General features: G+C 48.0%; 22 protein-coding genes, 3 tRNA genes, 1 other RNA gene and 1 pseudogene. 25 read left to right on the top strand and 2 right to left on the bottom strand.

What is annotated here, in order from left to right; all coding sequences use genetic code 11:
* The first annotated feature begins 139 nt into the window (after positions 1-139).
* From DEALDRAFT_RS00005 to DEALDRAFT_RS00060, 12 genes are all read left to right on the top strand, one after another.
* Entirely contained in the window at positions 140-835 is a 696-nt protein-coding gene (locus tag DEALDRAFT_RS00005; RefSeq protein WP_008513669.1) for a response regulator transcription factor, read from the top strand.
* Positions 832-2,595: a two-component system histidine kinase PnpS gene (gene pnpS, locus DEALDRAFT_RS00010; protein ID WP_008513671.1), complete on the top strand. Its 1,764-nt coding sequence runs from the start codon at positions 832-834 to the stop codon at positions 2,593-2,595. Before DEALDRAFT_RS00005 ends, pnpS begins: the two co-directional genes overlap by 4 nt.
* A 429-nt stretch (positions 2,596-3,024) precedes the next feature.
* On the top strand, positions 3,025-4,023 hold the full coding sequence (locus tag DEALDRAFT_RS00015; protein WP_008513673.1) for a deoxyguanosinetriphosphate triphosphohydrolase: 999 nt from the start codon (positions 3,025-3,027) through the stop codon (positions 4,021-4,023).
* A 370-nt stretch (positions 4,024-4,393) separates the two neighbouring features.
* Positions 4,394-6,208, top strand: a complete 1,815-nt coding sequence (dnaG, locus tag DEALDRAFT_RS00020) for a DNA primase (protein ID WP_008513674.1) — start codon at positions 4,394-4,396, stop codon at positions 6,206-6,208.
* Positions 6,201-7,319 carry an RNA polymerase sigma factor RpoD gene (gene rpoD / locus DEALDRAFT_RS00025; RefSeq protein ID WP_008513677.1) on the top strand — a complete coding sequence of 373 codons (1,119 nt, stop codon included), beginning with the start codon at positions 6,201-6,203 and terminating at the stop codon, positions 7,317-7,319. Before dnaG ends, rpoD begins: the two co-directional genes overlap by 8 nt.
* A gap of 132 nt (positions 7,320-7,451) precedes the next feature.
* A tRNA-Ile gene (locus tag DEALDRAFT_RS00030) sits at positions 7,452-7,527 on the top strand.
* Positions 7,528-7,541: 14 nt separating this feature from the next.
* A tRNA-Glu gene (locus DEALDRAFT_RS00035) sits at positions 7,542-7,616 on the top strand.
* A 3-nt stretch (positions 7,617-7,619) separates the two neighbouring features.
* Positions 7,620-7,695, top strand: a tRNA-Val gene (locus DEALDRAFT_RS00040).
* A gap of 254 nt (positions 7,696-7,949) precedes the next feature.
* On the top strand, positions 7,950-8,378 hold the full coding sequence (locus DEALDRAFT_RS00045) for a coiled-coil domain-containing protein (RefSeq protein WP_008513679.1): 429 nt from the start codon (positions 7,950-7,952) through the stop codon (positions 8,376-8,378).
* A 181-nt stretch (positions 8,379-8,559) separates the two neighbouring features.
* Complete coding sequence (locus DEALDRAFT_RS00050) at positions 8,560-8,895, top strand: YhdT family protein (protein ID WP_008513682.1); 336 nt, start codon at positions 8,560-8,562, stop codon at positions 8,893-8,895.
* Positions 8,888-10,360, top strand: coding sequence for a sodium/pantothenate symporter (gene panF, locus DEALDRAFT_RS00055; protein WP_008513684.1), 1,473 nt, complete (start codon positions 8,888-8,890; stop codon positions 10,358-10,360). The genes DEALDRAFT_RS00050 and panF overlap by 8 nt, the downstream gene beginning before the upstream one ends.
* Positions 10,361-10,607: 247 nt before the next feature.
* On the top strand, positions 10,608-12,032 hold the full coding sequence (locus tag DEALDRAFT_RS00060) for a sodium:solute symporter family protein (protein WP_008513686.1): 1,425 nt from the start codon (positions 10,608-10,610) through the stop codon (positions 12,030-12,032).
* A gap of 81 nt (positions 12,033-12,113) precedes the next feature.
* Here the strand turns inward: DEALDRAFT_RS00060 and larA are convergent, their stop codons facing one another.
* Positions 12,114-13,397, bottom strand: a complete 1,284-nt coding sequence (gene larA, locus DEALDRAFT_RS00065; protein WP_008513688.1) for a nickel-dependent lactate racemase — start codon at positions 13,395-13,397, stop codon at positions 12,114-12,116.
* Between the two features lie 147 nt (positions 13,398-13,544).
* On the opposite strand from larA, the gene DEALDRAFT_RS00070 reads away from it, so the two are divergent.
* The 6 genes from DEALDRAFT_RS00070 (at position 13,545) to rnpB (ending at position 18,564) form a co-directional block, all read left to right on the top strand.
* The gene (locus DEALDRAFT_RS00070) at positions 13,545-13,805 is read left to right on the top strand and encodes a hypothetical protein (RefSeq protein ID WP_008513690.1); all 261 of its coding nucleotides are present in this window, start codon (positions 13,545-13,547) and stop codon (positions 13,803-13,805) included.
* Between the two features lie 181 nt (positions 13,806-13,986).
* Positions 13,987-15,417 carry a uracil-xanthine permease family protein gene (locus tag DEALDRAFT_RS00075; RefSeq protein WP_040378241.1) on the top strand — a complete coding sequence of 477 codons (1,431 nt, stop codon included), beginning with the start codon at positions 13,987-13,989 and terminating at the stop codon, positions 15,415-15,417.
* A 59-nt stretch (positions 15,418-15,476) separates the two neighbouring features.
* Positions 15,477-16,190, top strand: a complete 714-nt coding sequence (locus tag DEALDRAFT_RS00080; protein ID WP_008513692.1) for a tRNA (adenine(22)-N(1))-methyltransferase — start codon at positions 15,477-15,479, stop codon at positions 16,188-16,190.
* A complete protein-coding gene (locus tag DEALDRAFT_RS00085) occupies positions 16,162-17,280 on the top strand; it encodes a Nif3-like dinuclear metal center hexameric protein (protein WP_008513695.1) in 1,119 nt (372 codons plus the stop codon). The genes DEALDRAFT_RS00080 and DEALDRAFT_RS00085 overlap by 29 nt, the downstream gene beginning before the upstream one ends.
* Positions 17,281-17,430: 150 nt before the next feature.
* Positions 17,431-18,138, top strand: coding sequence for a zinc ribbon domain-containing protein (locus tag DEALDRAFT_RS00090; protein ID WP_008513697.1), 708 nt, complete (start codon positions 17,431-17,433; stop codon positions 18,136-18,138).
* Between the two features lie 75 nt (positions 18,139-18,213).
* Positions 18,214-18,564: RNase P RNA component class A (gene rnpB, locus DEALDRAFT_RS15760), an RNA gene on the top strand.
* Positions 18,565-18,778: 214 nt separating this feature from the next.
* On the opposite strand, the gene DEALDRAFT_RS15680 is transcribed toward rnpB, so the two are convergent.
* Positions 18,779-19,984 (bottom strand): ATP-binding protein, encoded by a 1,206-nt coding sequence (locus DEALDRAFT_RS15680; RefSeq protein WP_008513698.1) that lies wholly within the window; start codon positions 19,982-19,984, stop codon positions 18,779-18,781.
* A 248-nt stretch (positions 19,985-20,232) separates the two neighbouring features.
* On the opposite strand from DEALDRAFT_RS15680, the gene DEALDRAFT_RS00100 reads away from it, so the two are divergent.
* From DEALDRAFT_RS00100 to DEALDRAFT_RS17345, 7 genes and pseudogenes are all read left to right on the top strand, one after another.
* Complete coding sequence (locus DEALDRAFT_RS00100; protein ID WP_008513701.1) at positions 20,233-20,583, top strand: DUF2294 domain-containing protein; 351 nt, start codon at positions 20,233-20,235, stop codon at positions 20,581-20,583.
* Positions 20,584-20,700: 117 nt separating this feature from the next.
* Positions 20,701-21,285, top strand: a complete 585-nt coding sequence (locus DEALDRAFT_RS00105; protein WP_008513702.1) for a carbon monoxide dehydrogenase beta subunit family protein — start codon at positions 20,701-20,703, stop codon at positions 21,283-21,285.
* Positions 21,282-22,427 carry a transketolase C-terminal domain-containing protein gene (locus DEALDRAFT_RS00110; protein ID WP_008513705.1) on the top strand — a complete coding sequence of 382 codons (1,146 nt, stop codon included), beginning with the start codon at positions 21,282-21,284 and terminating at the stop codon, positions 22,425-22,427. The genes DEALDRAFT_RS00105 and DEALDRAFT_RS00110 overlap by 4 nt, the downstream gene beginning before the upstream one ends.
* Positions 22,420-23,283: a thiamine pyrophosphate-dependent enzyme gene (locus tag DEALDRAFT_RS00115; protein ID WP_008513706.1), complete on the top strand. Its 864-nt coding sequence runs from the start codon at positions 22,420-22,422 to the stop codon at positions 23,281-23,283. Before DEALDRAFT_RS00110 ends, DEALDRAFT_RS00115 begins: the two co-directional genes overlap by 8 nt.
* Positions 23,276-23,941, top strand: a complete 666-nt coding sequence (locus DEALDRAFT_RS00120; protein ID WP_008513707.1) for a 2-oxoacid:acceptor oxidoreductase family protein — start codon at positions 23,276-23,278, stop codon at positions 23,939-23,941. The genes DEALDRAFT_RS00115 and DEALDRAFT_RS00120 overlap by 8 nt, the downstream gene beginning before the upstream one ends.
* Before the next feature lie 15 nt (positions 23,942-23,956).
* Positions 23,957-24,148: a 4Fe-4S binding protein gene (locus tag DEALDRAFT_RS00125; protein WP_008513709.1), complete on the top strand. Its 192-nt coding sequence runs from the start codon at positions 23,957-23,959 to the stop codon at positions 24,146-24,148.
* A 137-nt stretch (positions 24,149-24,285) separates the two neighbouring features.
* A pseudogene (locus tag DEALDRAFT_RS17345) lies at positions 24,286-24,330 on the top strand (hypothetical protein); the annotation flags it as partial.
* Positions 24,331-24,357: the final 27 nt, after the last annotated feature.

The following is a 24,357-nucleotide window of genomic DNA, read 5'->3' on the forward strand; positions in this document are numbered from 1 at the left end:
ATTTGCCAGATCCAGAGAAAACTACAGGGAAAAATAACAATATTTCTTAATAATTCTACAATACGTAGGAGAATGATTGTGAAATAGGTCTTTTTCATGTATAATAACCTCATGAGCCTAGAGGAAAGTAGGGAGTGCCTTGAGTGAAGGTCTGATTCTAATCGTAGATGATGAAGAACATATTCGTGAGTTGGTGCGTCTGTACCTGGAAAAGGAAGGCTTTACCGTTGCCCTGGCTGCAGACGGAGAGGAAGCCGTGCAAAAAGCGAAATCAACCACTCCTCAGTTGATTATTCTTGATTTAATGCTTCCCAAGCTGGACGGTTGGGATGTTTGCCGTGAAGTGCGCAAGTTTTCCGAAGTGCCCATAATTATGCTAACTGCCAAAGGCGAAGAATTTGATAAGGTTCTGGGCCTGGAGCTGGGAGCAGACGATTATTTAACCAAGCCCTTTTCTCCCCGTGAGCTGGTAGCCAGAGTAAAAGCAATTCTGCGCAGAGCTACACCGGAGGAGCAGACTGACACCGAAGATGTGTTGACATTTCCGGGTTTGGCCATCAACCATTCTTCCCGGGAGGTCCATGTGGATGACCGGGAAGTTACGCTGACGCCAAAAGAATTTGATTTGTTGTGGTTTTTGGCCACACACCCCGGAAAAGTCTTTACCCGCGAGCAGTTGCTGACTGCGGTTTGGGGTTATGACTACTATGGTGACCTGCGTACAGTGGATACCCATATTAAGCGACTTAGGGAAAAGGTGGAGCGGGACGGCAACACCCCCCACGTTAAAACTATCTGGGGAGTTGGCTATAAGTTCGAGGTGCAGGAAAAATGAAATCCAACATCTTCAGCAAACTGCTAACGACATATTTGGTGATCATTCTGATCACCTTATTTGTTGTTAGCCTTTTTCTTACCCAGCTTTTTCAGACATACTTTTATAATGCCCGGGAAAGGGAACTGCGCATCCAGGGTGAACAGGTTTCCGGAATTATTGCCAATGAAATTGCTGGTTTTCAGGATCCCCGGATTACTAATTATCTTATGTTAAGTCTGCAGAGTTTTCTCGACGCAGAGCTGCATTATTTGTGGCGAGAAGAACTGCTTCTGGCCTCTTGTCCAGGTTTTGAAGAAACCGGTTTGCGTGTGCGCCTCACCGATGATGAGTTGTCGCAGGTTATGCAGGGCCAGTCTATCTCTAAAAGAATATTTTTGCCCGGCACAAATGAGCAGGTGGTTACGGTAGCTGTTCCCACAATGGTTATGAACGAAGTGGTGGGCGGTATTTTTCTTAACGCGCCTTTAACCGGAATTTCCGATACGGTGGGTCAGATGCGCCAGATGATTCTGTATGCGGGGGCACTGGCTACCCTACTGTCCATGATTGTGGGCTTCTTTATGTCCAAATCAATTTCATTGCCTCTGCAGCAGATGAACCGGGCTGCACTGGAGGTGGCGGATGGAAATTACCAGCAGCAGGTTGAGGTTGCCTCCAGCGATGAAGTGGGTCAGCTGGCCCACACCTTTAACTATATGTCCTCTACACTGCAGCAAACGGTAGAGGATTTGTCCCACGAAAAGTCTAAACTGGAAAACATCATGCTAAGTATGAATGAAGGTGTAATGGCCATTGACGGGCAGGGAAAAGTTATTCTGGCCAACCCCCAGGCCCGCTCGCTTCTCAAGCTGAGTGAAACAGATCTGACCGGCAAAGAGATAAGCTCTTTATTGCCTCAGGAAGAAATGAATCAGTTATTTATGGATGTAATTGCCAGCAGTGAAGTTCACTCCGCTGAATACCAGGTGTTTGGCGGCAAGGTCCTTTCCCTGCAAATAGCCCCTCTGTACCGGAATAATCAGACCTGGGGTGCGGTGGGTATTCTGCAGGACGTAACGGAAGTGCGTCACTTAGAACAAATGCGGCGTGATTTTGTGGCCAATGTTTCCCATGAGTTAAGGACGCCCATGACCTCTATTCAGGGCTTTGTGGAGGCGCTGCTTGACGGATTGGCTGAGGATAAAGAAAGTCAGGACCGCTACCTTAATGTAATCTTGGATGAAACGGTACGGTTAAACCGATTAGTCAGTGACCTCTTAGATCTCTCCCGCCTGGAGAAAGGGGAGGTGGGATGGCCCATGGAAACCATTGAGCTCAAGCCGTTGTTTGCCGATGTGGCATCTAAGCTGCAGCCCCAGGTTGCCAAACAGGAATTGTCGGTGGACATCGATACACCTGAAAACATTTCTGCGGTAACAGGAAACCGTGACCGGATTCAGCAGGTACTAATTAACCTGCTGGGTAACGCCATATCCTTTACACCTCCCGGTGGAAAAATAACCCTGTCTGCCAAAGATGTGGGCGATAAGGTTGAAGTTCAGGTAACCGACACCGGCATGGGTATACCTCCGGAGGAGCAGGATAAAATCTGGGAACGCTTCCATAAGGTTGATAAGGCCCGTACACGCAGCTTTGGCGGGACCGGCCTGGGATTATCCATTGTAAAACAAATTGTGGATGCCCACGGCGGCGACGTAGGACTGGAGAGTACACCCGGCAAAGGCTCCACCTTCTATTTCACTCTTAAAAAAGCATAAAAGAAGCCCTGCCGCATGCGGCAGGGCCTTTTTTTCATAGTGCCAGAAAATTATAACGCTTTGCAGATAGCGAAGCGTTATAGGTAAAAAAAAGCAACGTTTGCCACAACGTTGCCTTGCGCTTCTTGCCACACAACCCACAATTGCGTGGCTTATAACTTATTATAACAAGCAAATGTGTCATGTTCGTGAACAAAGGATGAACTCTTTCTTACATGCAAGAGATGAAATATTCACACTTTAACATAACTCTACCCCACAAATATGAGCAATTTGTGAATAAAAAATGAATTTTATGTTGCTTTTTTTTCCGATAAAGGTTTTTAGGTGCAGATAGCGAAATGTATTATCACTGCTTTAAAGGAACTATAAAGTATTTGCTTTTCTGGCATGGAAAAGCGCGCGTTCAAAGAGAAATGGGGGAGCGGCATGCTGCTGAGAAAAGAAGCGGAAGCCTGGGAAGAAAAGCTCCTGTGCCCCGGGGCGGCACGAAGTAATGATGCGGGTCGGGCCAGGCCGGAAGCTGAGTGTGATGTGCGTACAGCTTTTCAGCGTGACCGCGACAGAATAATTCATTCTAAAGCATTTCGGCGTTTGAAACATAAAACACAGGTTTTTATTGCTCCTGAAGGAGACCATTACAGAACCAGGTTAACTCATACTCTGGAAGTCTGTCAGATTGCCCGGACCGTTGCCCGAGCCCTTAAGCTAAATGAAGACCTGACGGAGGCCATTGCTTTAGGCCACGATCTGGGGCATACGCCTTTTGGCCACGCCGGTGAAGATATCCTCGATGCCACGCATGCCGGTGGCTTTAAGCACAATGAACAAAGCCTGCGTGTAGTAGATGTGTTGGAAAGGGATAAGGGGTTAAACCTTACAGAACAGGTTCGTGATGGAATTTTGCATCACACCGGTCCCTTTGTTCCGGCCACGCTGGAAGGACAGTTGGTAAAAATCTGTGACCGTGTTGCATATATTAATCATGACATTGATGATGCCCTGCGGGCCGGCATTTTAAACTTCAGCGATATGCCGGTGGCAGAAATCAGGATCTTAGGTGAGAACTCCTCTGTGCGTATTAACAGGATGGTCAAAGCAATGATAGAAAATTCCTGGCAAAAAGAAGCCATTACCATTGGTGAGGAAATGACTGAAGCCATGAACAGCCTGCGTGATTTTATGTTCCGCTGTGTTTATATTGGCTCCAATGCCAAGAGGGAGGAGCATCGTGCCCGGCATGTAATTGAATCAGTATATAACTACTTGCTTGCCGAACCTGACTTTTTGCCGGAAGATTCCAAGCGCCGTATAGAGTCGGAAGGATTGCCGCAAACTGTTTGCGATTATGTGGCAGGCATGACCGATCGCTACATTTTAGCACGATATCATGAGTTTTTTTTGCCAAAGCCCTGGAAAAGTGCTTAAAACGCAGTAATTAAGCAGAAAATCGTATAATAAGCAGGAAATGGTATATAATAAAGCACGTTAAATTATTTTATATTTATAAGTAAATGATAGGATTAATGTGAAAAAGAAGGAATCAAACAAGTGATGTAGAATAAAATGGTAAAGTTTGACGAACCAAAAAGGTTGTCAGGCAAAGGAGGAAACAGGCAGTCATTATGCTGTAAAGAGAGGCAAAGCAGGCTTTCACAGCCCAACAACCACCTCGTCTCTCTGCTTAGGGATGAGGTCTTTTATTGAAATTTATGACGGGAAAATTTTTGCAGGAATTTGCCGCATTTTGGCGAATAAATATGCCTCGACTGCCGTCAGGAATACGCAGGTGATATAAATGGAAGGGAATATCCCCAATGAGTTTGTTGATGAAGTCAGAACCCGCTTTGATGTGGTGGAACTGATTTCTGAATATGTTCAGCTAAAAAGGTCGGGCCGTAACTATTTTGGACTTTGCCCGTTCCATGGCGAAAAAACTCCTTCCTTCAGTGTATCACAGGACAAACAAATTTTTCACTGCTTTGGCTGCGGCGAAGGAGGCAATGTATTTTCCTTTCTGATGAAAATGGAAGGGATTCCCTTTCCCGAAGCAGTGAAAGAACTGGCCCGGCGTGCCGGCATGCAGTTGCCCAGCACGGTAAGTTCAGTGGCAGCACAGCGGGCCGAGCAGAAAAAAAGTCGATTACGCGAAGCCATGGCCTGGGCGGATAAATACTATCGTTACTGGTTGCAGCATCAGGATGGCGCAAAAGCACTGCACTATCTGGAGAAGCGCGGCCTGACCCGGGAGATTATAGAAAGTTTTGGTTTGGGCTTTGCCCCTAACCGCTGGGAAGCGGTTAAGCAATTTTTGAGAAAAAAAGACTTTACTGAACGCGAGCTGCTGGATGCAGGACTGTTAAGTGACAATCCTAAAAAAACTTATGACCGCTTTAGAAATCGCATTACTTTTCCCATTTGCAGCCCACGGGGTGAAACAATCGCTTTTGGCGGCCGGATCCTTGATGATGGTGAGCCTAAGTATCTCAACTCCCCGGAAACGCCATTATTTGATAAAGGCAAAAATCTTTACGCCATCCACCTGGCACGCGAAGCGATTCGTCGTGAAAAGCAGGCAATAATATTTGAAGGATATATGGATGTCATTGCAGCGCATCAGGCAGGAGTGACCAATGCTGTGGCTTCCCTGGGCACATCTTTGACAGAAGCCCAGGCCAGGCTGTTGCGCAGCCAGGCTGAGGAAGTGGTTATTGTTTATGATGCTGATGCCGCCGGCCAGGCTGCCACGTGGCGCGGACTGCAAATTCTTAAATCAGCAGGCTGTCTGGTGAAAGTTGGCCGCTTACCTGCCGGGATGGATCCCGATGATTATATCCGCCGCCATGGTGGGGATGCCTTTCGCAAAGATATTATCGGAGAGGCACTGCTTCTTGTAGACTACCAGATGGCCAGTTTGGCCCAGCAGTATTCTTTGGACAAAGATGAAGACAGAATTCGCCTGTTCAATAAAATCAGTGAAATTTTGGCTTCTGTGGATAATGCCATGGAACGGGAAGACTATGTAACAAAGGCTGCAGCCATGCTTAAGCTTCCTGCCACTGCAGTTCGCGAAGAGTTAAACAAAAAGAAACAGTCAGCCTCCAGGCCACACAGTCAGACCCGCAAATCCTCAACTATTAAACCTTCTTTGCAAAGAGAAACCGCGGCCCAAAAGGCGCCCATGCAAATCATTGCTTTGTGGGGCCGGTTCCCCTCACTGATTGAAGAATCTGCCGGACAACTGGAAGAAGAAGATTTTCCGGCCGAACTTATACCCGCCTTTTTAGAAGCACAGAAAGAAAAAGCAAGTTTTTCGGCAGCACGGCTGCTTGATTCCCTGCAAGAGGAAAAACACCGGCAAACTCTTAGCCGTTTGTTAATACATGAAGAATATGACGAAAAAATCGCTAAAAAAGCGATCGACGATTGTATCAGACTTTTGAAATGTGTCCGTATCGCCCGCCAACGCAAGGAACTGGAAGCGCAAATGGCGAGTTTGGACCCCGTCGCTGCGAAAGGGGAAATAAACGAGTTGTCAAAAAAATGGTTGGAACTACGCAAGCTGGAAGAAACAATTAATCATCCCAGGGAAGGAGGGAAAGGTGTTGGCTAAAGGTTTGGAAAAAGCAGAGCAGCTCAAATTGATTCAGGATGAACTCGTACAGCGCGGTAAAAAACGCGGCCTGCTCACATATAAAGAAATCATTGAGCCGCTGCAGGAAATGGATTTATCTGCCGAAGAAATTGATGAGTTTTACGATCACCTCTCCCGCCTCGGTGTGGACGTTGTGGATGACGTGGCCGAACTGGAAACGCTGGATGTGGATGAAGAAACCATCAAGGAAGAAGAAGATACACCCGAAGAAGAAATCGATTTGACCGTACCTGAGGGCATTGGCGTTAACGATCCCGTCCGCATGTATCTCAAGGAAATCGGTAAAATCCCCCTGCTTAGCTCCGATGAAGAAATAGCGCTGGCTAAGCGAATGGAAGCAGGGGATGAAGAAGCAAAGCGCCGCCTGGCCGAAGCTAACCTTCGCCTGGTCGTTAGTATTGCCAAAAAATATGTGGGCCGCGGTATGCTGTTTTTGGACTTAATCCAGGAAGGTAACCTGGGCCTGATTAAAGCGGTAGAGAAGTTTGACTACCGTAAAGGTTATAAATTCAGTACCTATGCCACCTGGTGGATTCGGCAGGCCATAACCCGCGCCATCGCAGACCAGGCGCGGACCATCCGCATTCCCGTTCATATGGTGGAAACCATCAATAAACTTATCCGCGTTTCCCGGCAATTGGTGCAGGAGTTGGGCCGCGAGCCTGCTCCCGATGAAATAGCCCATGTTATGAATATCTCTGAGGAGCGCGTCCGGGAGATTTTAAAAATTGCTCAGGAGCCGGTTTCCCTGGAAACGCCTATTGGTGAGGAAGACGATTCCCATTTGGGCGACTTTATTGAAGATCAGGATGTGCAGGCTCCCGCCGAAGCAGCAGCCTTTGAACTTTTAAAAGAACAGCTGGATGATGTTTTGGAGACTCTTACACCACGGGAGAAAAAAGTGCTGACCCTGCGGTTCGGGCTGGAAGACGGCCGCTCCCGTACCCTTGAAGAAGTAGGCCAGGTATTTGGCGTAACCCGGGAACGTATCCGGCAGATTGAAGCCAAAGCTTTACGCAAATTGCGTCATCCCATGCGCAGTAAGCGCCTGAAAGATTACCTGGAATAACTTCCAGAAATTATTAGTCATATATGGGGTTGACGAACAGCAAATATTTCGCTATAATAGGCAATGCACTACTGAACAAGCTTCAAGCGGTAGCGCACGTAACCTGGTGGATTTTGTCTACTCGGTAAGCCTGGGCCCATAGCTCAACGGTTAGAGCTCCCGGCTCATAACCGGTCGGTTCTAGGTTCGAATCCTAGTGGGCCCACCAAAATATCTTAATATGGCCCCTTGGTCAAGCGGTCAAGACACCGGCCTTTCACGCCGGTAACACGGGTTCGATTCCCGTAGGGGTCACCATTAGGGCGATTAGCTCAGCTGGGAGAGCGCCTGCCTTACAAGCAGGATGTCGGCGGTTCGACCCCGTCATCGCCCACCATGTAAACACAGCAGTCATCAGTTGAACACTGATGACTGCTTTTTTTTTACTGCTGAAATTATAACGCTTCGCAGATAGCGAAGTTGCTAATGTAAGCAGTACGCGCTGAGGAAACCGAAAGAGCGCGCTTTTCTTGTTACGGGCAGGATTTGCGACCCATTTGTTGTATTAGTATGGAAACTAATTTTACTTGACAAGCGAACACCTGTTTGCTATGGTCTGGTTAGGAAATAAATGCAATTGGAGGTGACAAGGTGAATACCGAAAACTTTCAGGAAATGGTATTGGAGCAACTGCAGACTCTAACCCAATTGCAGCATGAAAACAAAGCAGAATTAGGTGTACTAAAGTCCGACGTCAGCGAGCTAAGAGGCGATGTAGGCGTACTAAAGTCCGATGTCAGCGAGCTAAGAGGCGATGTAGGTGTACTAAAGTCCGACGTCAACGGTCTAAAGGGGGATGTAAGTACACTTCAGACCGGCCTCAACAACTTGGAAAAAGGACAGGCGTATTTGCAAAAACAGTTGGATGCGGTTAAACAACAGTTGTCACGTAACACAGAGATGCTGTACAATGTGGCCACCAAGGATGACATCAAAGCACTGAACAAGCGAATCGACTTTACTCTGGATAAGATACAAAAAACTGAAGAAGAAGTATATATGTTGGCCCATGAAAGTTAAAATCTTTTTAGAACGGCAGGAGGTAGACTCCGGCCGTTCTTTTTTTAGGCCGAAAATTATAACGCTTTCCTTATGTTTCCTGAGAGAAGGGAAATAATAAATTCATGTGGAAGTACTTTCCTGTCGGACATTCGTGTCATAATTCGCTGCAAATTACCTGATGGGAAAAGGAGGTATTACAATGACAGAAAAAATTAATACCGATGACGCTAATTTTGTGGAAGACCCCCGCTATAAACAGTGCAACAGGGAAGCATTGCTGGGCCTTGGCCTGGGGATTGCCAACTTTATCTGGTGGTTTGCCTGGGGCTATGGCTTTGGCTCTCAACCGGTGGAGGGATATACTTATATTTTAGGATTTCCCCTCTGGTTTTTCATGAGCTCAATTGTAGGGGCCATTTTGTTTACCGTTCTGGCCATAATTATGGTAAGAAAATACTTCCGGGACATGCCTCTTGGCCCTCTCGAAGAAGACGATCTAAAGGAGTTGCAGGAGGGGGGAAGAGAGCATGGCTGATGCCAGGATGGATGTGCTGATTCCACTTATTCTCTACTTTATTGTGATTTATGCCCTGGGTTTCTACAGCATGAGGTTTGTCACCAGAGCCAGTCACAGAGAGGGAACCGGTTTTCTCCATGAGTACCTCATCGGTGACCGCAATATGGGCGGCTTTGTCCTGGCCATGACTCTGGTAGCTACCTATCTGAGTGCCGGTAGCTTTATCGGCGGGCCCGGTGCCGCATACGCCAATGGGCTGTCCTGGGTCTTTCTGGCCATGTCGCAAATGCCCACCGGCTATTTTACTCTGGCGGTTTTGGGTAAGAAGTTTGCAATAGTTGCCCGCAAGATTAATGCCGTGACCGTTACTGATTTTCTAAAAGAGCGCTATGATAACACGCTGTTGGTTGTGGTGGTGTCTTTGGCTGTAGTCTTCTTTTTTATAGCCGCCATGAGTGCGCAGTTCATAGGCGCCGCCCGCCTGATTCAGGGCTCCGTTGGTGTTCCTTACGAAACGGCCCTGGCGTTTTTCGGTATTTCTGTGCTAATCTATACCATTATCGGCGGTTTTCGGGCCGTTATTCTCACCGATACGCTGCAGGGGATTGTCATGACTATCGGCACCACCATGGTGCTGGTGGCGGTAATTGTTGCCGGCGGAGGGGTGCCAAGTATCATTCAGGGAATGTTAGAGATTGACCCCGGATTAATTTCCCCGTATGGACCGAACCCGGAACTCACCAGTATGGCTTGGGTAGCTTCCTTTTGGATCCTTGTTGGTTTTGCCATTGTTGGTTTGCCTCAGGTTGCAACCCGGGCCATGGGCTACAAAGACAGCACCAGCCTGAAAAACGGGATTATATATGGTACTGTGGTCTCCATGATTCTCCTGTTGGGCATGCATTTACTGGGCGCATTTGGCCGCACAATGGTTGCGGATTTGACCGGGGACCTGGTGGTTCCTACAGTAACCACCACGTTGTTTCCCAACTGGGTTGCCGGTATTATTTTGGCCGGGCCGCTGGCCGCTGTAATGTCCACGGTGGATTCTCAGCTTCTTCTGGCGGTGGGTGCCATTGTCAATGATATTTACGCCAACCTGATAAATACCAAAGTCAAGAATACAGCAAAAATCACTTTTATCAGTTCCATTGTAATCGGAGCCATTGTTTTTATCGCCTCCTTTGACCCACCGGAACTGATGGTCTGGCTAAACCTGTACGCCAACGCCGGCCTGATCTCAACGTTTCTGTGGCCGGTAATACTGGGGCTGTACTGGAAGCGGGCCAACACCGCCGGTGCTTTTGCCTCCATCGTTACCGGCATCGGCTCCTACATTGCCTTTGATATGTACTGGGCGAGGCCGCTGGGCTTTCATACCATTGTCTTACCCCTGATATTGTCTCTGGCTGCTTTTGTTATCGCCACCTATGCAACGCCAAAACCAGATCAGCGTATAATAAAAAAATTCTGGGGAATCTAGCCTGGAAAGCAGAAGAACGACCGCTTAGGTCGTTCTTCTTAAGTTATGGGGTAGTTCGCCTCTAAAAATTTTAGAATAGGTTTTAAAATTTAGTGGAGGGAAAAGAGGAATGAGTCGTTTTTTAGCGAATACAAATCACCGCGGTAAAGCGTTAACGGAAAAGAAGCTTTGTTAAAAACAGGTGGAGGTGGTTTGCTAAAAAGTTTAGGCTTACTGTGCCAGGAAATATTTTTTAGGGAGGGTAATAATGGACAACATACGACTTATTATTGTAATTGGTTATTTTGCTATTATTTTCGGCATCGGTTTTTATGCTTCTCGTTTTGTTAAATCTTCCACCGACTTTTTGTTGGCAGGCAGAAAACTTGGACTCTTACTTACAACGGCAACACTGGCGGCCACACACTTCGGTGGCGGTTTTGTAATGGGCGGGGGGCAGGATGGCTACAATTTTGGCCTCTCCGGGATTTATTACGCAGCCGGTACCGGCCTGGGCCTAATCTTTTTGGGCCTCATTGCGGCCAAACCGCTCCGTAAACTTTCTTTATTTACCATTACAGATTACCTGGAGATGCGCTATAACAGTAAAATTGTCCGGGTGATGGGTGCACTTCTTTCCCTGGTGGCCATTGTGGGTATCGTGGCTGCTCAGGTTGGTGCCACCCGTGGTGCGTTAACTATTCTTGGCGTTTCTCCGGAAGCGGGCGCCGTGGTTGCCACCATTTTATTTATTGCTTACACCGCGTTTGCCGGTATGTGGGGGGTTACCCTTACCGACAGCATTCAGTTAATTATTATTTTTATCGGTCTTCCTGTAGCTGCGGTACTGGGGATGCAGCAAGCCGGCGGCTGGGCCGCAATGCAGCAAACCATTGCCGCTTTACCGATAGAGGGCGGTGCCGATGCGTACTTTAGTTTTGGTGGTCGGGGCATTCCCATTATGCTGGGCGTTATTACCCCGGTAATTATGTACGACCTGATTGGCCAGGACTTTTATCAGCGGCTTTTTTCCGCCAAGGATGAAAACACTGCGCGCAATGGTGCTTTACTGGCCGGCGTGCTGCTGTTGGTTTTCGGTATTTTCCCTGTTATGGGTGGTATGGCGGCACGGGCCATCTTTGGTGAAATACCGGCAACCGCTTCCGCATTGCCCATGCTGATTTCCGAAGTATTGCCGGTGGGCCTAGGCGCCATCGTGGTGGCGGCCATTCTGGCCGCAGTGATGTCTACCGCCGACTCCCTGTTGATTGCAGGCACATCCCACGTTACCAATGACTTCTACGTTAAGCTGATTAACCCCGAAATCGCCGACGATACCAAAAAGATTTTGGCCATTTCCCGCCTTTGGACTGTAATTCTTGGTATTGCCGCACTGTTTTTTGCTTTGGCCATGCCCGGTATCATCAGCGTCCTGATTTTCTCCTATACCATGTACGCTTCCGGTGTTTTTGTTCCGGTTGTATTGGGTATTCTGTGGAAAGGCGGCACCGAAATGGGTGCCATCACAGCCATTATTGCCGGCTCCATTGCCGGACTGGCCGGCCTTCAGGGCTGGGTCTCCTACGGTGACGTTCCCAATATCGCCGCTGCAGGGGCAATCTCGTTGGTGGTCTATGTAGTGGTCTCCCTTTTTACACCAAAACCGGAGATCCCGGAAGAACTAAAAGCATAGCAACAGCAAAAGACCAGACACCGTGTCTGGTCTTTTCATTATCATGCTGTTATCAAAATGTCGATATGTCGGACCTGGCCCCTATTTCAGCATGGGGAAGGTGGTGGCGCCTTCCGGCATAATGTAGGCTTTGTAATGGTCACCCAGCCATTCTTGGGCCAGGGTTAGTGCTTCCTCCAGGGTGTTAACCGGCGTCATGCCCATACAGCGAATCTGCTCATCGGGCAGATCAGAGATGGCGATAAAGCGGTTCTGTTGGGTCCAAACCAGTTGGGTGTAGCCGGCAAATTTGGCGATATCATAGGCATTGCTTAAATGCTGTTCCCGGGCCTGGTTGTCGGCAAAATCGGTACAGATATTGTAGAACAAATCACTGCCGATGCCGTCGCAGCACTGGGAGACCAAGATGCCCACACCGCCTTTTTTCATGGCATGGACCATATTATGACTGGCTTTATAGGTCTGGTACATATTGATGTCCTTGGGATAACCGCCGCAGGAGGCGATTACCAGGTCCGCCTTCTCCCGGATGGGTACGCCGTAATATTCATCGGCCAGAGCACAGCCTTTTTCATGTGCTTCCACCAGATCTCCTGCCACCGCCAAGGCGATTTTGTGCTGGTCGTTAATCAGGATGTTTACAATAAAATCCACTCCCAGCATCCTGCCTGCTTCCACCATGTCTTCTGAGAGGGGATTGCCCTGCAGTTTGCCGGCCCGCACATCCGGATTAAGTCCGGGACCATTGGGGTTTAGTGAATGTTTATGGTTGGCCATAATCCCCTCCCGGGAAGAGACACCGGGAAGAACCGATTTTTTGCCGCCACCGTAGCCGGCCAGGTAGTGATGCACAATTCCGCCGGTAAGTATAACCCGGTCTGCTTCCACCACGTGGCGGTTTAGGCGAACCGGTGTATTTCGTGAGGTATGTCCCAGGTCCACCAAATCTTCTGCGCTCCCGGTATGTTCAATGACCGGTATCCGCCGGTAAATATCATCACCCACCAGCATTTTAATCTCTTCAGTGGTTTGGTTGCGGTGGGAACCCCGGGCAGAAATTATGGTTATCTGCTCATCGGCAATCCCGCTGTTGTTTAGCTCCTCAAGCAGTACTTTGACAATAACGTGATGACGGATCCATAACCGGGTTATATCGCCAATGACAATACAGACGGTTTCATTGGCATTTATTATCTCAGTTAACCTGGACGTGCCTATGGGATTGGCCATTGCCTCCCTAATCAGAGCTTCCTCATTTTCAGGGGAGGGTAACTCCTTGGAGCGGAGCACATCGATTATTTTTTCTTCCTCTAATTCCAATGTAACTGCGTTTTTGCCATAGGCCAGTGTGTACTCTTTTTTCATTTATAACCCTGCTTTCTTACTGACTGGTTTTATGCTTCGACATTATATTCTAATATATCACTTTTTTTATCAGTAGTTAATGTTTTTTTAATCTTCCCTGCTTATAATATACACATAGTCGATGCAGATCAAAGGAGCGAGTTAACCGTGGTAAAGAAAGAAATAAAACTACTGCGCAGAGGAGTCCCCCGACAGGAATATCTTGATTATTTTCTTGCTTTAGGTAAAGAGGTTGAACCGGGCCGGATAGTAGGGCCGGACTGGGAAGTGGTTGTGGGGCAGGAGAGAGAAGCAAAAATACTTAACTGTTTCATTGAAGAATCGGAAGTGATTTTCCGTGGTGAAGAAGATGTGGTAAATGAGCTGATAAACGATTTCCGTTTGAAATTTTTACGTGCCGGCGGATAATTGGTAGATTTTTCGCAGGGACAATGAGGTGGAGTAGAGAATATATCCCTCAAACGACATAGTTTGAGGGATATATTCTTGTTCCGACAAGATGGGGGGTGTTATAGGCAGGGCCAAGGGAGAAAATAATTGTAATATAGGCTGTATTAACAAATCCGGTAAGATTGGAGAGATTAGTCGCATGAGTGAACAACGACGTATTTTGTATGGATTAGACGACGTACCAAAGCCTTTTCCCAAAGCGCTGGGGCTTGGCATCCAGCACGTGCTGACCATGTTTGGCGCCACAGTGGCCGTGCCGCTGCTTTTAGCAGGTGCCATGGAAATGACTGCCCAGGAAACTTCTGTGCTGGTGGCAGCGGCCATGCTGGCCGCCGGAGTGGCCACCCTGCTGCAGGTTAACCTGGGAACGCGGCTGCCCCTGGTACAGGGCATGTCCTTTGCTTTCCTGGGCCCGTTTTTTGCCATTATCGGTACAATATCCGGCCGGGGCGGAGATCCGGCCACCATCATGACTTATATTGCCGGCGCAATTATCCTTGGTTCCTTTGTAGAGATGTTTGTCGGCTTCTCCGGCTTGATTGGTAAAATCCAAAATGTGCTTACCCCGGTGGTTATCGGCCCGGTCATTGCCCTTATTGGGTTGGCTCTTTTTGGTGCCGGTGCTCCTATGGCCGGCGAGAATTGGCTTTTGTCCGGCATAGTTATTGTATCTATTTTTTATTTAACCTTGGTGTTGGGACGTAAAAAGCCCATGATTTCCGTTTTCAGCATCCTGATGTCAGTGGCCATTGCTTATGGGGTGGCGGTGATTCTTACTGTAACCGGCGTGTACGGAGCGACAACACCCGGCGCCGTGGATTTTTCACCCATTGCCGATGCTGATTTCATCCGTACCGGTTTAATCTTCCCCTGGGGATTGCCCCGCTTTGATCTTGGCTTCTTTCTGGCTGTTATGGCTGCTTATCTGGCCTCGCTTATTGAATCATACGGAGATTACCATGCCGTAAATCAAGCTGCCAAAGGACCTGAGCTAACGGAAAAACAGGTAAGCCGCGGTATCGGCATGGAAGGGGTGGGTTGCTTCTTTGCCGGCATGTTTGGCGGGCTGGCCAATACCAGTTATACTGAAAATATAGGCTTGGTGGGACTGACCGGAGTAGCCAGCAGGTATGTTGTCAACATTGGCGCTGTTGTCTTAATCTTTCTGGGGATTTTCGGCAAGTTCGGCGGCGCTGTGGCCACCATTCCTTCACCCATTGTGGGCGGACTGTACACAGCCCTGTTTGGCCTGATTGCTGCAATTGGTATCAGTAACACTGCCAAAGCGGATCTGTCCTCCATCCGCAATATGATGATTATCGGCTTTATTCTTTTTATGGGCCTTAGTGTCCCCGCCTATTTCCAGGGCCTGGAGGCCGCCGGGATCACCTTCGCTCCCTCCTGGCCCCAGTGGCTGGCAGAGATTGTCTCCACCATCGGGCAGACCAGTATGGCTGTAGCAGCTATTCTGGGCTTGATTTTGGATAACGTAATTCCCGGCACCCCGGAGGAGAGAGGCATTTCGCCCAAGTCCACTGAGAAACTTATTTCAGAAAAAGATCGCTGTTAAGCAGGATTTTCATAATTTAAGGTAGAACTGGAAATTCTACATAGCGGAGGTGTACCCTTATGAAACTCACCCCGCGCCTACAGGCAATCGCGGAACTAATAGAGCCCGGCAGTGTGGTGGCCGACATTGGCACAGATCACGGCTATCTGCCAGTTTATTTGCTACTGGAACAAATAAGTCAGCGTATCGTTGCTGCCGATGTAAATCCTCATCCCCTGCAGCAGGCCAGGGAAACGGTGGCCGCCTTTAATTGTCTGCATAAAATTGAACTGCGTCTGGGCGACGGACTGGGTGCTCTGCGTGAAGAGGACAATGTGGATACCGTCGTTATTGCCGGCTTAGGCGGGAGAACCATCGCCTCTATTCTGGCCGACGGACGCGACAAGCTAAAAACCGTTCGCCATCTGATTTTACAGCCCATGAACGAAGCAGGCTTTTTACGTCTGTTTTTGGCAGAAAACGGTTTTGCCCTGGTTCATGAAAGCCTGGTGATGGAAGGCCGGCGTCTGTATGAAATTATTCTGGCCAAGCCCGGCATGGAGCAGGAAAAAGACCCATTTCGCCTTTCCCTCGGCCCCCGGCTGTTGGAAAAAAAACCGCCGCTTTTTGATGTGTTGCTTAAAGAGAAAATCCGCAAACTGCGGATAATGTATAACAGCCTGCAAAAAGCCAGGCAGAAAGATTTAAGCGGGAAAATCCGGGAAGTGGAGAAAGAATTGCAATGCCTTGAGGAGGTGCTTTCAGGTGCAGTTGAACGCGCAGACACTGATTAGTTATCTGGAGGAATTGGCGCCTAAGCGCCTGGCTTTTGATTGGGATAACGTGGGCCTGCAGCTTGGCAGTCCGCAGGGTACTGTAAACAAAATTCTTCTTACCTTGGATGTAAATTCTGCAGTTTTGCAAGAAGCAAAGGATGAGGGTGTCGACTTTATCGTCACCCATCATCCTTTCATTTTCCGCCCCGTTTCCGCCCTGCGCACCGATTTGCCCCTGGGGTCCATGATTAAAACGGCGCTTAACGATAATATTCGCATTTATGCCGCTCATACCAATCTTGATGTGGCGGCCGGCGGCGTAAATGATGCCTTGGCCGCCAGGCTTGGTTTAACGGACACAAAGGTTTTGCGCATCAGCGGCCGGCAACAGTATGAAAAAATTGTGGTTTTTGTTCCCCAGGGCTACCAGGACAATGTACGGGACGCACTGTCTGCGGCTGGGGCCGGCTGGATCGGTAATTATAGCCACTGCACCTTCCAGTCCCAGGGCACCGGCACATTTATGCCCCGGGAAGGGACCAATCCGTTCAGCGGCCAGCAGGGTAAGCTGGAATACGCCGATGAATTGAGGCTGGAAACCATCGTGCCTTCTTCCATGCGTAACCGGGTGGTCAGAGCTATGAAAAAAGCCCACCCCTACGAGGAAGTGGCCTACGATGTGTATCCCCTGCTAAATGAAGGCGAACCTTACGGCCTGGGCCGTGTGGGCAAACTCCAGGAAGCCTGTACGCTGCAGGAGTTTGCTTCATATACAAAAAAACAACTTCAGGCAGATACCCTGCGTATCACCGGAGATTACACCAAAACTATCAATAAGGTGGCAGTCTGCGGCGGTGCCGGCGGTGATATGATTCATGCCGCCTCTTTTGCCGGAGCGGATGTGTTGGTAACGGGAGATTTAAAATATCATGAAGCGCAAGAGGCAGAGACTGTGGGTTTAGCAATAATTGATGCCGGCCATGATGCCACGGAGCGGGTAGTTGTTCCCGCACTGCGCACTTATTTGGAAGAAAAGCTCAGAGCTAATGGCTACAGTACTACAATTATGGAATCGGCCGTAGAAACGGCTCCCTGGAGGTACTTTTAGACGGGTGTTTTCACCTGTCTTTTTCTTACTGCTAGCAAATTATAACGCTTCGCAGATAGCGAAGCTGCTAAGGTAAGCAGTACTGAAAAGTGCGCGCTAAGGAAACCGAAAGAGCGCGCCTTTCTTGTTTTAACAAAAAGGAGGGAAAACATGAATGAACTGCAAAGTCTGTTTGAGCTGCAGCAGATTGAAGAAAAGCTGGACCAGCTGGAGAAGCAATTAAAAAAGCTTCCTGTGTTTGCGGAGTTTAAAGCTCTGCAGGTAAAGGCCGCCGATGCCAAAGAAGCACATGGGTGGGCGGATACCAAGCTGGCAGAACATCGCAAAAGGGTAAAGCGGCTGGATGAAGACCTGCAAAAGGCAGAGCAGAAGCATAAAGAGCTGCAGTCCAATTTGTATGCCGGAGATCAGAGCGCCAAAGAGCTGGAGCAGTTAGAGCGTAAAGCAGCAACGCTGCAGCAGGAGAAGGAAGAGCATGAGGAAACAGTTATCGCTGCCATGGAAGGGACAGAAGAGCTGGAAAAAGCCCTGGAAAAGTCAAAGGTGGAATATACGGATATCAGTAAAGAACTGCGTGTCCTGCAAAAGAGCGGCAATCAAAAGATAAATGAATTAAAGAAGGAAATTTTGGCGAACCGGGAAAAGCGCGACCAGCTTGCTTCACAAATCAGTGAGCCACTGCTGAACGAATACCGTGCAAAACGCAAAGAATTCAACGGGCGTCCCCTTGCCCGGGTGGAGAGAGAGCTTTGCGGCGGTTGCCGTGTTTCCGTCTCCTCAACCGTCCAGTCCAGTCTGCACATTCCGGACTGTAAAGTTAGCTGTGAAAATTGTGGCCGTATTTTGGTAAAGCTATAATATCTCTTCCGGTTATTGCCTTTGACATGGATATTTTCAGGTGTTATAATAATAGTCCTGAAGACAAAAGAATACAAAGCAGACCGGATAGTCGCGGGGATTTCGTATCCTCGAGGAAAGTCCGAGCTCCACAGGGCAGGGTGCTGGGTAACGCCCAGTGAGGGTAACCTTAAGGAAAGTGCCACAGAGAACAGACCGCCTCCATTGGAGGTAAGGGTGAAACGGTGCGGTAAGAGCGCACCAGCGAGCCAGGTGACTGGCCGGCTAGGTAAACCCCACCTGGAGCAAGACCAAATAGGGGAGAGTTGACGTTGCCCGCCGATCTCCCGGGTTAGGTCGCTAGAGGTGTCAGGTAACTGGCATCCCAGAGAGATGACTATCGCCCCGCAAGGGGAACAGAACTCGGCTTACAGGTCTGCTTTGTAGAAATCCCAAAACACCGCGCATAAGCGCGGTGTTTTTTTGTGCCGGTAGGAACGCTTCGCAATTTGCAAAGCTGCTAAGGAAACCGGTATCGAAAAGCACGCGTTGAGGAAACTGAATAAGCGTGCTTTTCTTATTATGGGGCTACAATGCAAATCCATAAGCCGAGCAAGTCGAGCTAATAGAACGAGTTTTAGTTGTAACTCTATTCAAAAATTCAGATTTTAAATTTGACAATAAATGTGGTTCCGTTTTTGCTGGTTTGACAATCAATTACGGCATCATGTTTTCTGGCGATGGTTTGGCAAACAGGCAGGCCAAGCCCTGTTCCCGACTCTTTTGTAGTAAAGAAGGGCTTAGAGATTTTTTCCATATTTTGTGGCGGAATGCCTTTCCCCTGATCTGCAACAGATAAGATCACTTCGCTTCCGGTGGTATAGGTGCTGATTGTCAGCACACCCCCATCGTCCATTGCTTCAAGGCCGTTGTGTACTAAGTTTAACAAAAGTTGAGTTATCAATTTAGCATCTAATTTGAGCAAGGGTAAAAGATCTAATTCTGTTTTTAAGGTAACATCAGACATAATGCATCTGGCTTCCATCAGTGGAAACTGAGAGGTTATAATGGTGTTTAGGTTGCAATCCTTTAATTCACTGGTCTTAGTTTGTGCGATGGATAGAAATTCGGTAATGATATCGTTAGCACGGTCTAGCTCATCTATCATGATTTCGAAGATGGCATTTGTGTCTGTAGTGGTCTGATTATTAAGAAGCAGTTGCAGATAGCCACGGACGGTGGTCATGGGGTTTCTGATTTCGTGTCCGATACTGCCGGCCAACTCGCCCATCAGATCCAAGCGGCTCAAGCGGGCAAATTGTGATTGCATCTCTAAGAGCGCTTCTGTCCTTTCTCTGACAATGTCCTCCAGGTTTTTGTTTTTTTCCTGCAGCTCATGATTTTTATTTTCCAGGGGGGTAATATCTTTAGTTGTGCATATGGCTCCGATAATTTTTCCTTCCCTGTTTAGCAAAGGACGGCTGCTGGCCTGGATGTGTTTGGTAACACCATCGGGCCAACGAATCATAAACTCCATATCATCAACATTTTCCCCTTTCCAGGCGGCTCTCTGCAGTGGCATTTGCTCTGCTACCAGCAGTTTATTATTTTGGTAAGCGCCAACGGGAGGGTGTTTAGGATTGGCAAATGACGTGGAGTGCCATCCGGGAATGCGAAATATCTCTGCCGATGCGGGGTTATGGATGATTTCCTGGCAGCTGGAATCTGTTGCTACAGCAATACCAATGGGAATCATAGCAAAGATAGAACGTTCCCGTTCCTGTTCATTTTTCAGATCCTCCAGGAGTTTCTCGCTTTTTCTGCCAAGTTCTAGCTTGTCAATGATGTTGCCTTCTATCGGTCTCACCTCTGTAATTTTTTAAGGAAATGCTTAAGATTATTGTTTATTCTATTTTATTCCAGCAATTCCTTTTTATTAGATAATATTACCTGGCGGGTTGGTTGATATTGCCAGTGATATTTAAAACATTAATTATACCATAATAATGGGTGTATGATAAAGAGTTTTCTGAAAGTTTTAATTTTTCTGTTCTAAGGTCTTGAATAAAGTTAACTCTTATCGTATAATAAACAATAAAAATTGAGGTAATGGATGTGGCATATTCCAAAGGTCAAATGGAAGATGAAATTACAAAGGCAATGATTCACTGGGAACGGGAGTACAAGGGACGGGGTCCAACGGAAGCGAAAACTGATATTCTCCGTAATATGGTAATTGTCCAGTTAAGAGGAATTCTGACACCGGCTGAATGTCACCTGGCACAAAATAAGGACGGGATGGTGCTAATCAAAAAGTTGCGACAGCAATTAGTTGAGCAGGGGCGTCCCCAACTTGAAGAAATTGTAAAAAAGGTGACATCTGCCAATGTAATTAGTTTGCATACAGACATCAGCACAAAGACGGGAGAACGCCTTTTTGTGTTTATGCTGGATAAAGAAATATAGCGTTGGAAGTTAGCTTAAGGGTAGTTTTTACCGTTAAATAAAGTCCGACACCAAGCCTTATTTGGTGCTGGGCTTTTTTATATACAAAAAAAGAGAAAAAAGCTGGAGGGATGAGTGTTGTTAGAAAGTAAATACCAAGTACTTACAGGTCCGGAGGGTTATCTGCCGCCCGCTGCCGCTTCCAAGGGCGTCACACTGCCGGACGAGGGGCTGGCCCTGGTGGAGGGCACAATCGTGCCGGAAAAGGACGCTATTGAGAAAATTGCTGAAAAGATTCTCCAGGCAAAAAATCCTTTCTTTTTTCCCGGACCGCTGCTGTTATGGGACTGGAAAGAGGGGGTAGCCCAAAAGGCTGCTTTGGTGAAAAAGCTGGCGGAAGTGGCGGGGATTAAGATTATACCCATGCCTGATTACCGTCCCAAATATCCGATGATTAACCCGGATATAGAGATTAATCCCAATCACCCTAACCTGACTATCTGGCATAATAAAATTGATCTTTGCTTGTTTATTGGGGTTCACTGCCATTATGCCAATGTGGCTTTAAAGATTATTCGCGGTGGAACTGATTGTTACACCATTGCTTTGTGTGGTGAGGCCGGTCATGAAGATGCCATGATTTCTTTGCGCGATGTTGGGCTGGCTCAGCTGGAAGCTTTGATCGAAGCTGTTACTCGCCTGAAAGGAGTTGCTAATTCATGATTGAGCAAAAGGTAGTAGCGCCGGAGCAGCTTTTTTCTGAGGCTGAGCGTGAAGAGCAATTTATTACAGGCAGTGAAGCAGTGAGGGAAGCGATAAAAAGGGCTAATGTGGATATGGCCATCTCTTATCCCATTACACCGCAGTCTGAAAGCATGCATCTGGTGGGCGATATCTTTGCCGAAGGATATATTAAGGAATATTTTCGTGGTGAAAACGAATTTGCTGTTATGTCTTCCGTTTCCGGTGCTGCCATGGCCGGTGTGCGTGTGTTTACAGCTACCGGGGGGCCGGGAACACTTCGTGCTTTCGAAACATTTCCCACCTGGTCCGGTGCACGGTTGCCAATAGTCTGTGCATTTCTGACCCGGGGTCTTAATTCTCCTTTGACCATTCAGCCTGATACGCTGGAGATGGCTTATATGTTGGATACCGGCATTCTTATGCTACATGCCGAGAATGCTCAGGACTTATACGACATGCTTTTAAAGGCCTTTATTATTGCCGAGCAGCCCGAGGTGCATATTCCTGTAGGGGTGTTTGCCGACGGTTTCTTTGTGACCCATACCCGCGACAATGTAAAAATTGCTGCGGAAGATATTAAACTGCCTCCTTATGATCCCAATATGTCTCCGGTTCCGGCCATGGATATGGAGACCGTCCCGGTCCGTCAGATGCGTGATCCCTTCGTAATGAAGAGTAACTTTATCAGCTACGCCGCTCATGCTTCCTGGCAGCAGGAAGTCCTGGCTGCCGGTGAAAGATCCCGTAAACATATTGACCGGCTGCTTGGCGGCCTGATTGAAGTGGAAAACGAAGATGCCGATATCCTGATTATGGCTTCAGGAACAGCAGTTTCTCAGAGCAGAGAAGCGATTGCACTGGCTCAGGCAGAGGGGCTGAACGTGGGGCTGGTTAAAATCAAGAGCCTTCGTCCCTTCCCGGCGGAGCAATTAAGAAGACTGGCAGCTGGAGCCAAAGCCATTATCGTTCCCGAGTTTAACCGGGTAGGCTGGCTCAGCCGTGAAGTTATGACAGCAGTGGAGGACACCACCAAGGTAGTAGGTGCTCCCAGAGTGTTCGGCGGCATGACCATGCCACCACAACTGATACTGGAGGAAATCAGGAGGTGCGCCAGTGAGTAAAAACATTTTTCGTATTTCTCCCGGCTTTGAAGATATTATGCCGGATGAATATAAGGAACTGGTGGAATCGGGCCCGTACGGTAAAGATTTGGGTGTTTCGGACATGGGCACATTTAAGGAACTGCTTGAGGAACATCCCCTTTGTGCAGGCTGCGGCCTGGCATTGTCGCTGCGCTTAATACTTGCTTCTTTGCCAAATCCTGAGGATACCGTCATTGTGGGATCCACCGGCTGCAGTGCTCTGGCCTTTCCGCAGGTGGCCGTGCATAATATTCACTCCTTGTTTGGTAACCAAAACGCGGTAGCTTCCGGTTTAAAACGTGCCCTTAAGCTTAGATTTCCCGACAAAGTCAAGGATGTGGTTGTGATTGCCGGTGACGGTGCAACAGCGGATATCGGGCTGGATATGGTAATGCAGTCTTGGTTCCGTTCTGAAAGCATCACCACCATCATGCTTGATAACGAAGCCTATGCCAACACCGGCGGCCAGGAAAGCGGCATGACCCAACAAGGTGCAGTAATGAACATGGCCCCCAAGGGTAAGAATTTCCCCAAGATTTCCTTGCCGGAAATAGCGCGCGAAGCCGGTTGCTCCTATGTGGCTTCCATTTCGCCGGCGCAGCCCAAGCGATTGGAAAAAATGGTCCGGCGGGCGATTTTAACAGCCCGTGAAGTAGGGCCCTCCTATGTGCAGATTTTTTCTCCCTGCCCTACCAATTACAAGTTTAAGCCGCAGGAAACTGTTTCCAGGATTAAACAGCATCAGAAGGAAGGCCATTATCAAACAAAGGAATATATAAACACCGCAGCACAGGAATACCTGGCAAGTATTGAGGAGGGCAAAAAGAATGAGTAATAAACATAGTATTCGTATGTCTGGCCTTGGTGGTCAAGGAGTTGTTACCGCTGCCCACATTTTAGGTAATGCTGCCACCAAGGATGGTCTGGTTAGTACTGTAAACCCCTTCTTTGGAGCAGAAAAAAGGCTGGCACCTGCAGAGAGTTATGTCCGCATTGATTCGGAAAGTATTCATGAGCGTGGAGAGGTGCTTTACCCGGATATTATTATGATCTTTCACCCCCACGTAATCACCATGGGCAAATGCTATACCATGCCGTTCTTTGACGGTTTGCAGGAAAACGGTATAATTTTGGCTAATTCAGAAGAATTCCCACAGCTTAGTGAGGACGAACTGCAGAAGTTAGCCCAATTAAACGCTAAACTCTATTATTTTTCCGCTACCCAGGTGGCGCTGGATGTGGGTGGTACAGAGTTAGCTACAAACATGGCCATGCTGGGGGGACTGCTTGGTGTAAAGCAGCTTGTCTCAAGCGAATCTCTCAAAGATGCTCTGACGGAAAGGTTCGGCGGCGGTAAGTTTGTAGCTTCCGGGACCACAGCCGCTCTTGATGATGCTCTAAAGGGCAAATATGAAAAAATCACACAGTTAATTGATCAAAATATGGAAGTTATGGAAGCGGCCAAATCCGCTGTAAAAGAGTTTGTTATTTAGAAGGAGGAGAGTTCTATGTATGTAGCTGCCAGGGTTGATAATGATAAATGCAGCGGATGTAAGGTGTGCATCTTTACCTGTCCCGACCCCAATGTAATTAAACTAAACAAAGAAGCAAAAATAGTTGCTATAAATGAAGCACGCTGCAAAGGCTGCGGCCTGTGCGTCGTAGCTTGTCCAAAGAAAGCACTTAATGTTAGTAGCTAGAAAGCAGGTGATGTGTAATGGACAAAGTACAAAATGCTGTAGACGCCACAGAGTTATTGTTTGAAGCAGAAAGGTCCTCTGCATTTATCACCGGCAGTGAGGCGGTAATGGAAGCTATTAAAAGAGCCAATGTAGATATGGCCATTGCCTATCCCATTACACCTCAGAGTGAAAGCATGCATCTTATTGGTGATCTCTATAAACAAGGC

Origin of the sequence: Dethiobacter alkaliphilus AHT 1 (assembly GCF_000174415.1) — a bacterium.
In the GTDB taxonomy this organism is placed as follows: Bacteria; Bacillota; Dethiobacteria; order Dethiobacterales; family Dethiobacteraceae; genus Dethiobacter; species Dethiobacter alkaliphilus.

What these genes read in the sequence shown, in the direction of transcription:
- pnpS (WP_008513671.1), top strand. Translation starts at nt 832, where the DNA reads ATGAAATCCAACATCTTCAGCAAACTGCTAACGACATATTTGGTGATC.
- DEALDRAFT_RS00015 (WP_008513673.1), top strand. Translation starts at nt 3,025, where the DNA reads ATGCTGCTGAGAAAAGAAGCGGAAGCCTGGGAAGAAAAGCTCCTGTGC.
- dnaG (WP_008513674.1), top strand. Translation starts at nt 4,394, where the DNA reads ATGGAAGGGAATATCCCCAATGAGTTTGTTGATGAAGTCAGAACCCGC.
- DEALDRAFT_RS00050 (WP_008513682.1), top strand. Translation starts at nt 8,560, where the DNA reads ATGACAGAAAAAATTAATACCGATGACGCTAATTTTGTGGAAGACCCC.
- panF (WP_008513684.1), top strand. Translation starts at nt 8,888, where the DNA reads ATGGCTGATGCCAGGATGGATGTGCTGATTCCACTTATTCTCTACTTT.
- DEALDRAFT_RS00060 (WP_008513686.1), top strand. Translation starts at nt 10,608, where the DNA reads ATGGACAACATACGACTTATTATTGTAATTGGTTATTTTGCTATTATT.
- larA (WP_008513688.1), bottom strand. Translation starts at nt 13,397, where the DNA reads ATGAAAAAAGAGTACACACTGGCCTATGGCAAAAACGCAGTTACATTG.
- DEALDRAFT_RS00075 (WP_040378241.1), top strand. Translation starts at nt 13,987, where the DNA reads ATGAGTGAACAACGACGTATTTTGTATGGATTAGACGACGTACCAAAG.
- DEALDRAFT_RS00080 (WP_008513692.1), top strand. Translation starts at nt 15,477, where the DNA reads ATGAAACTCACCCCGCGCCTACAGGCAATCGCGGAACTAATAGAGCCC.
- DEALDRAFT_RS00090 (WP_008513697.1), top strand. Translation starts at nt 17,431, where the DNA reads ATGAATGAACTGCAAAGTCTGTTTGAGCTGCAGCAGATTGAAGAAAAG.
- DEALDRAFT_RS00110 (WP_008513705.1), top strand. Translation starts at nt 21,282, where the DNA reads ATGATTGAGCAAAAGGTAGTAGCGCCGGAGCAGCTTTTTTCTGAGGCT.
- DEALDRAFT_RS00120 (WP_008513707.1), top strand. Translation starts at nt 23,276, where the DNA reads ATGAGTAATAAACATAGTATTCGTATGTCTGGCCTTGGTGGTCAAGGA.
- DEALDRAFT_RS00125 (WP_008513709.1), top strand. Translation starts at nt 23,957, where the DNA reads ATGTATGTAGCTGCCAGGGTTGATAATGATAAATGCAGCGGATGTAAG.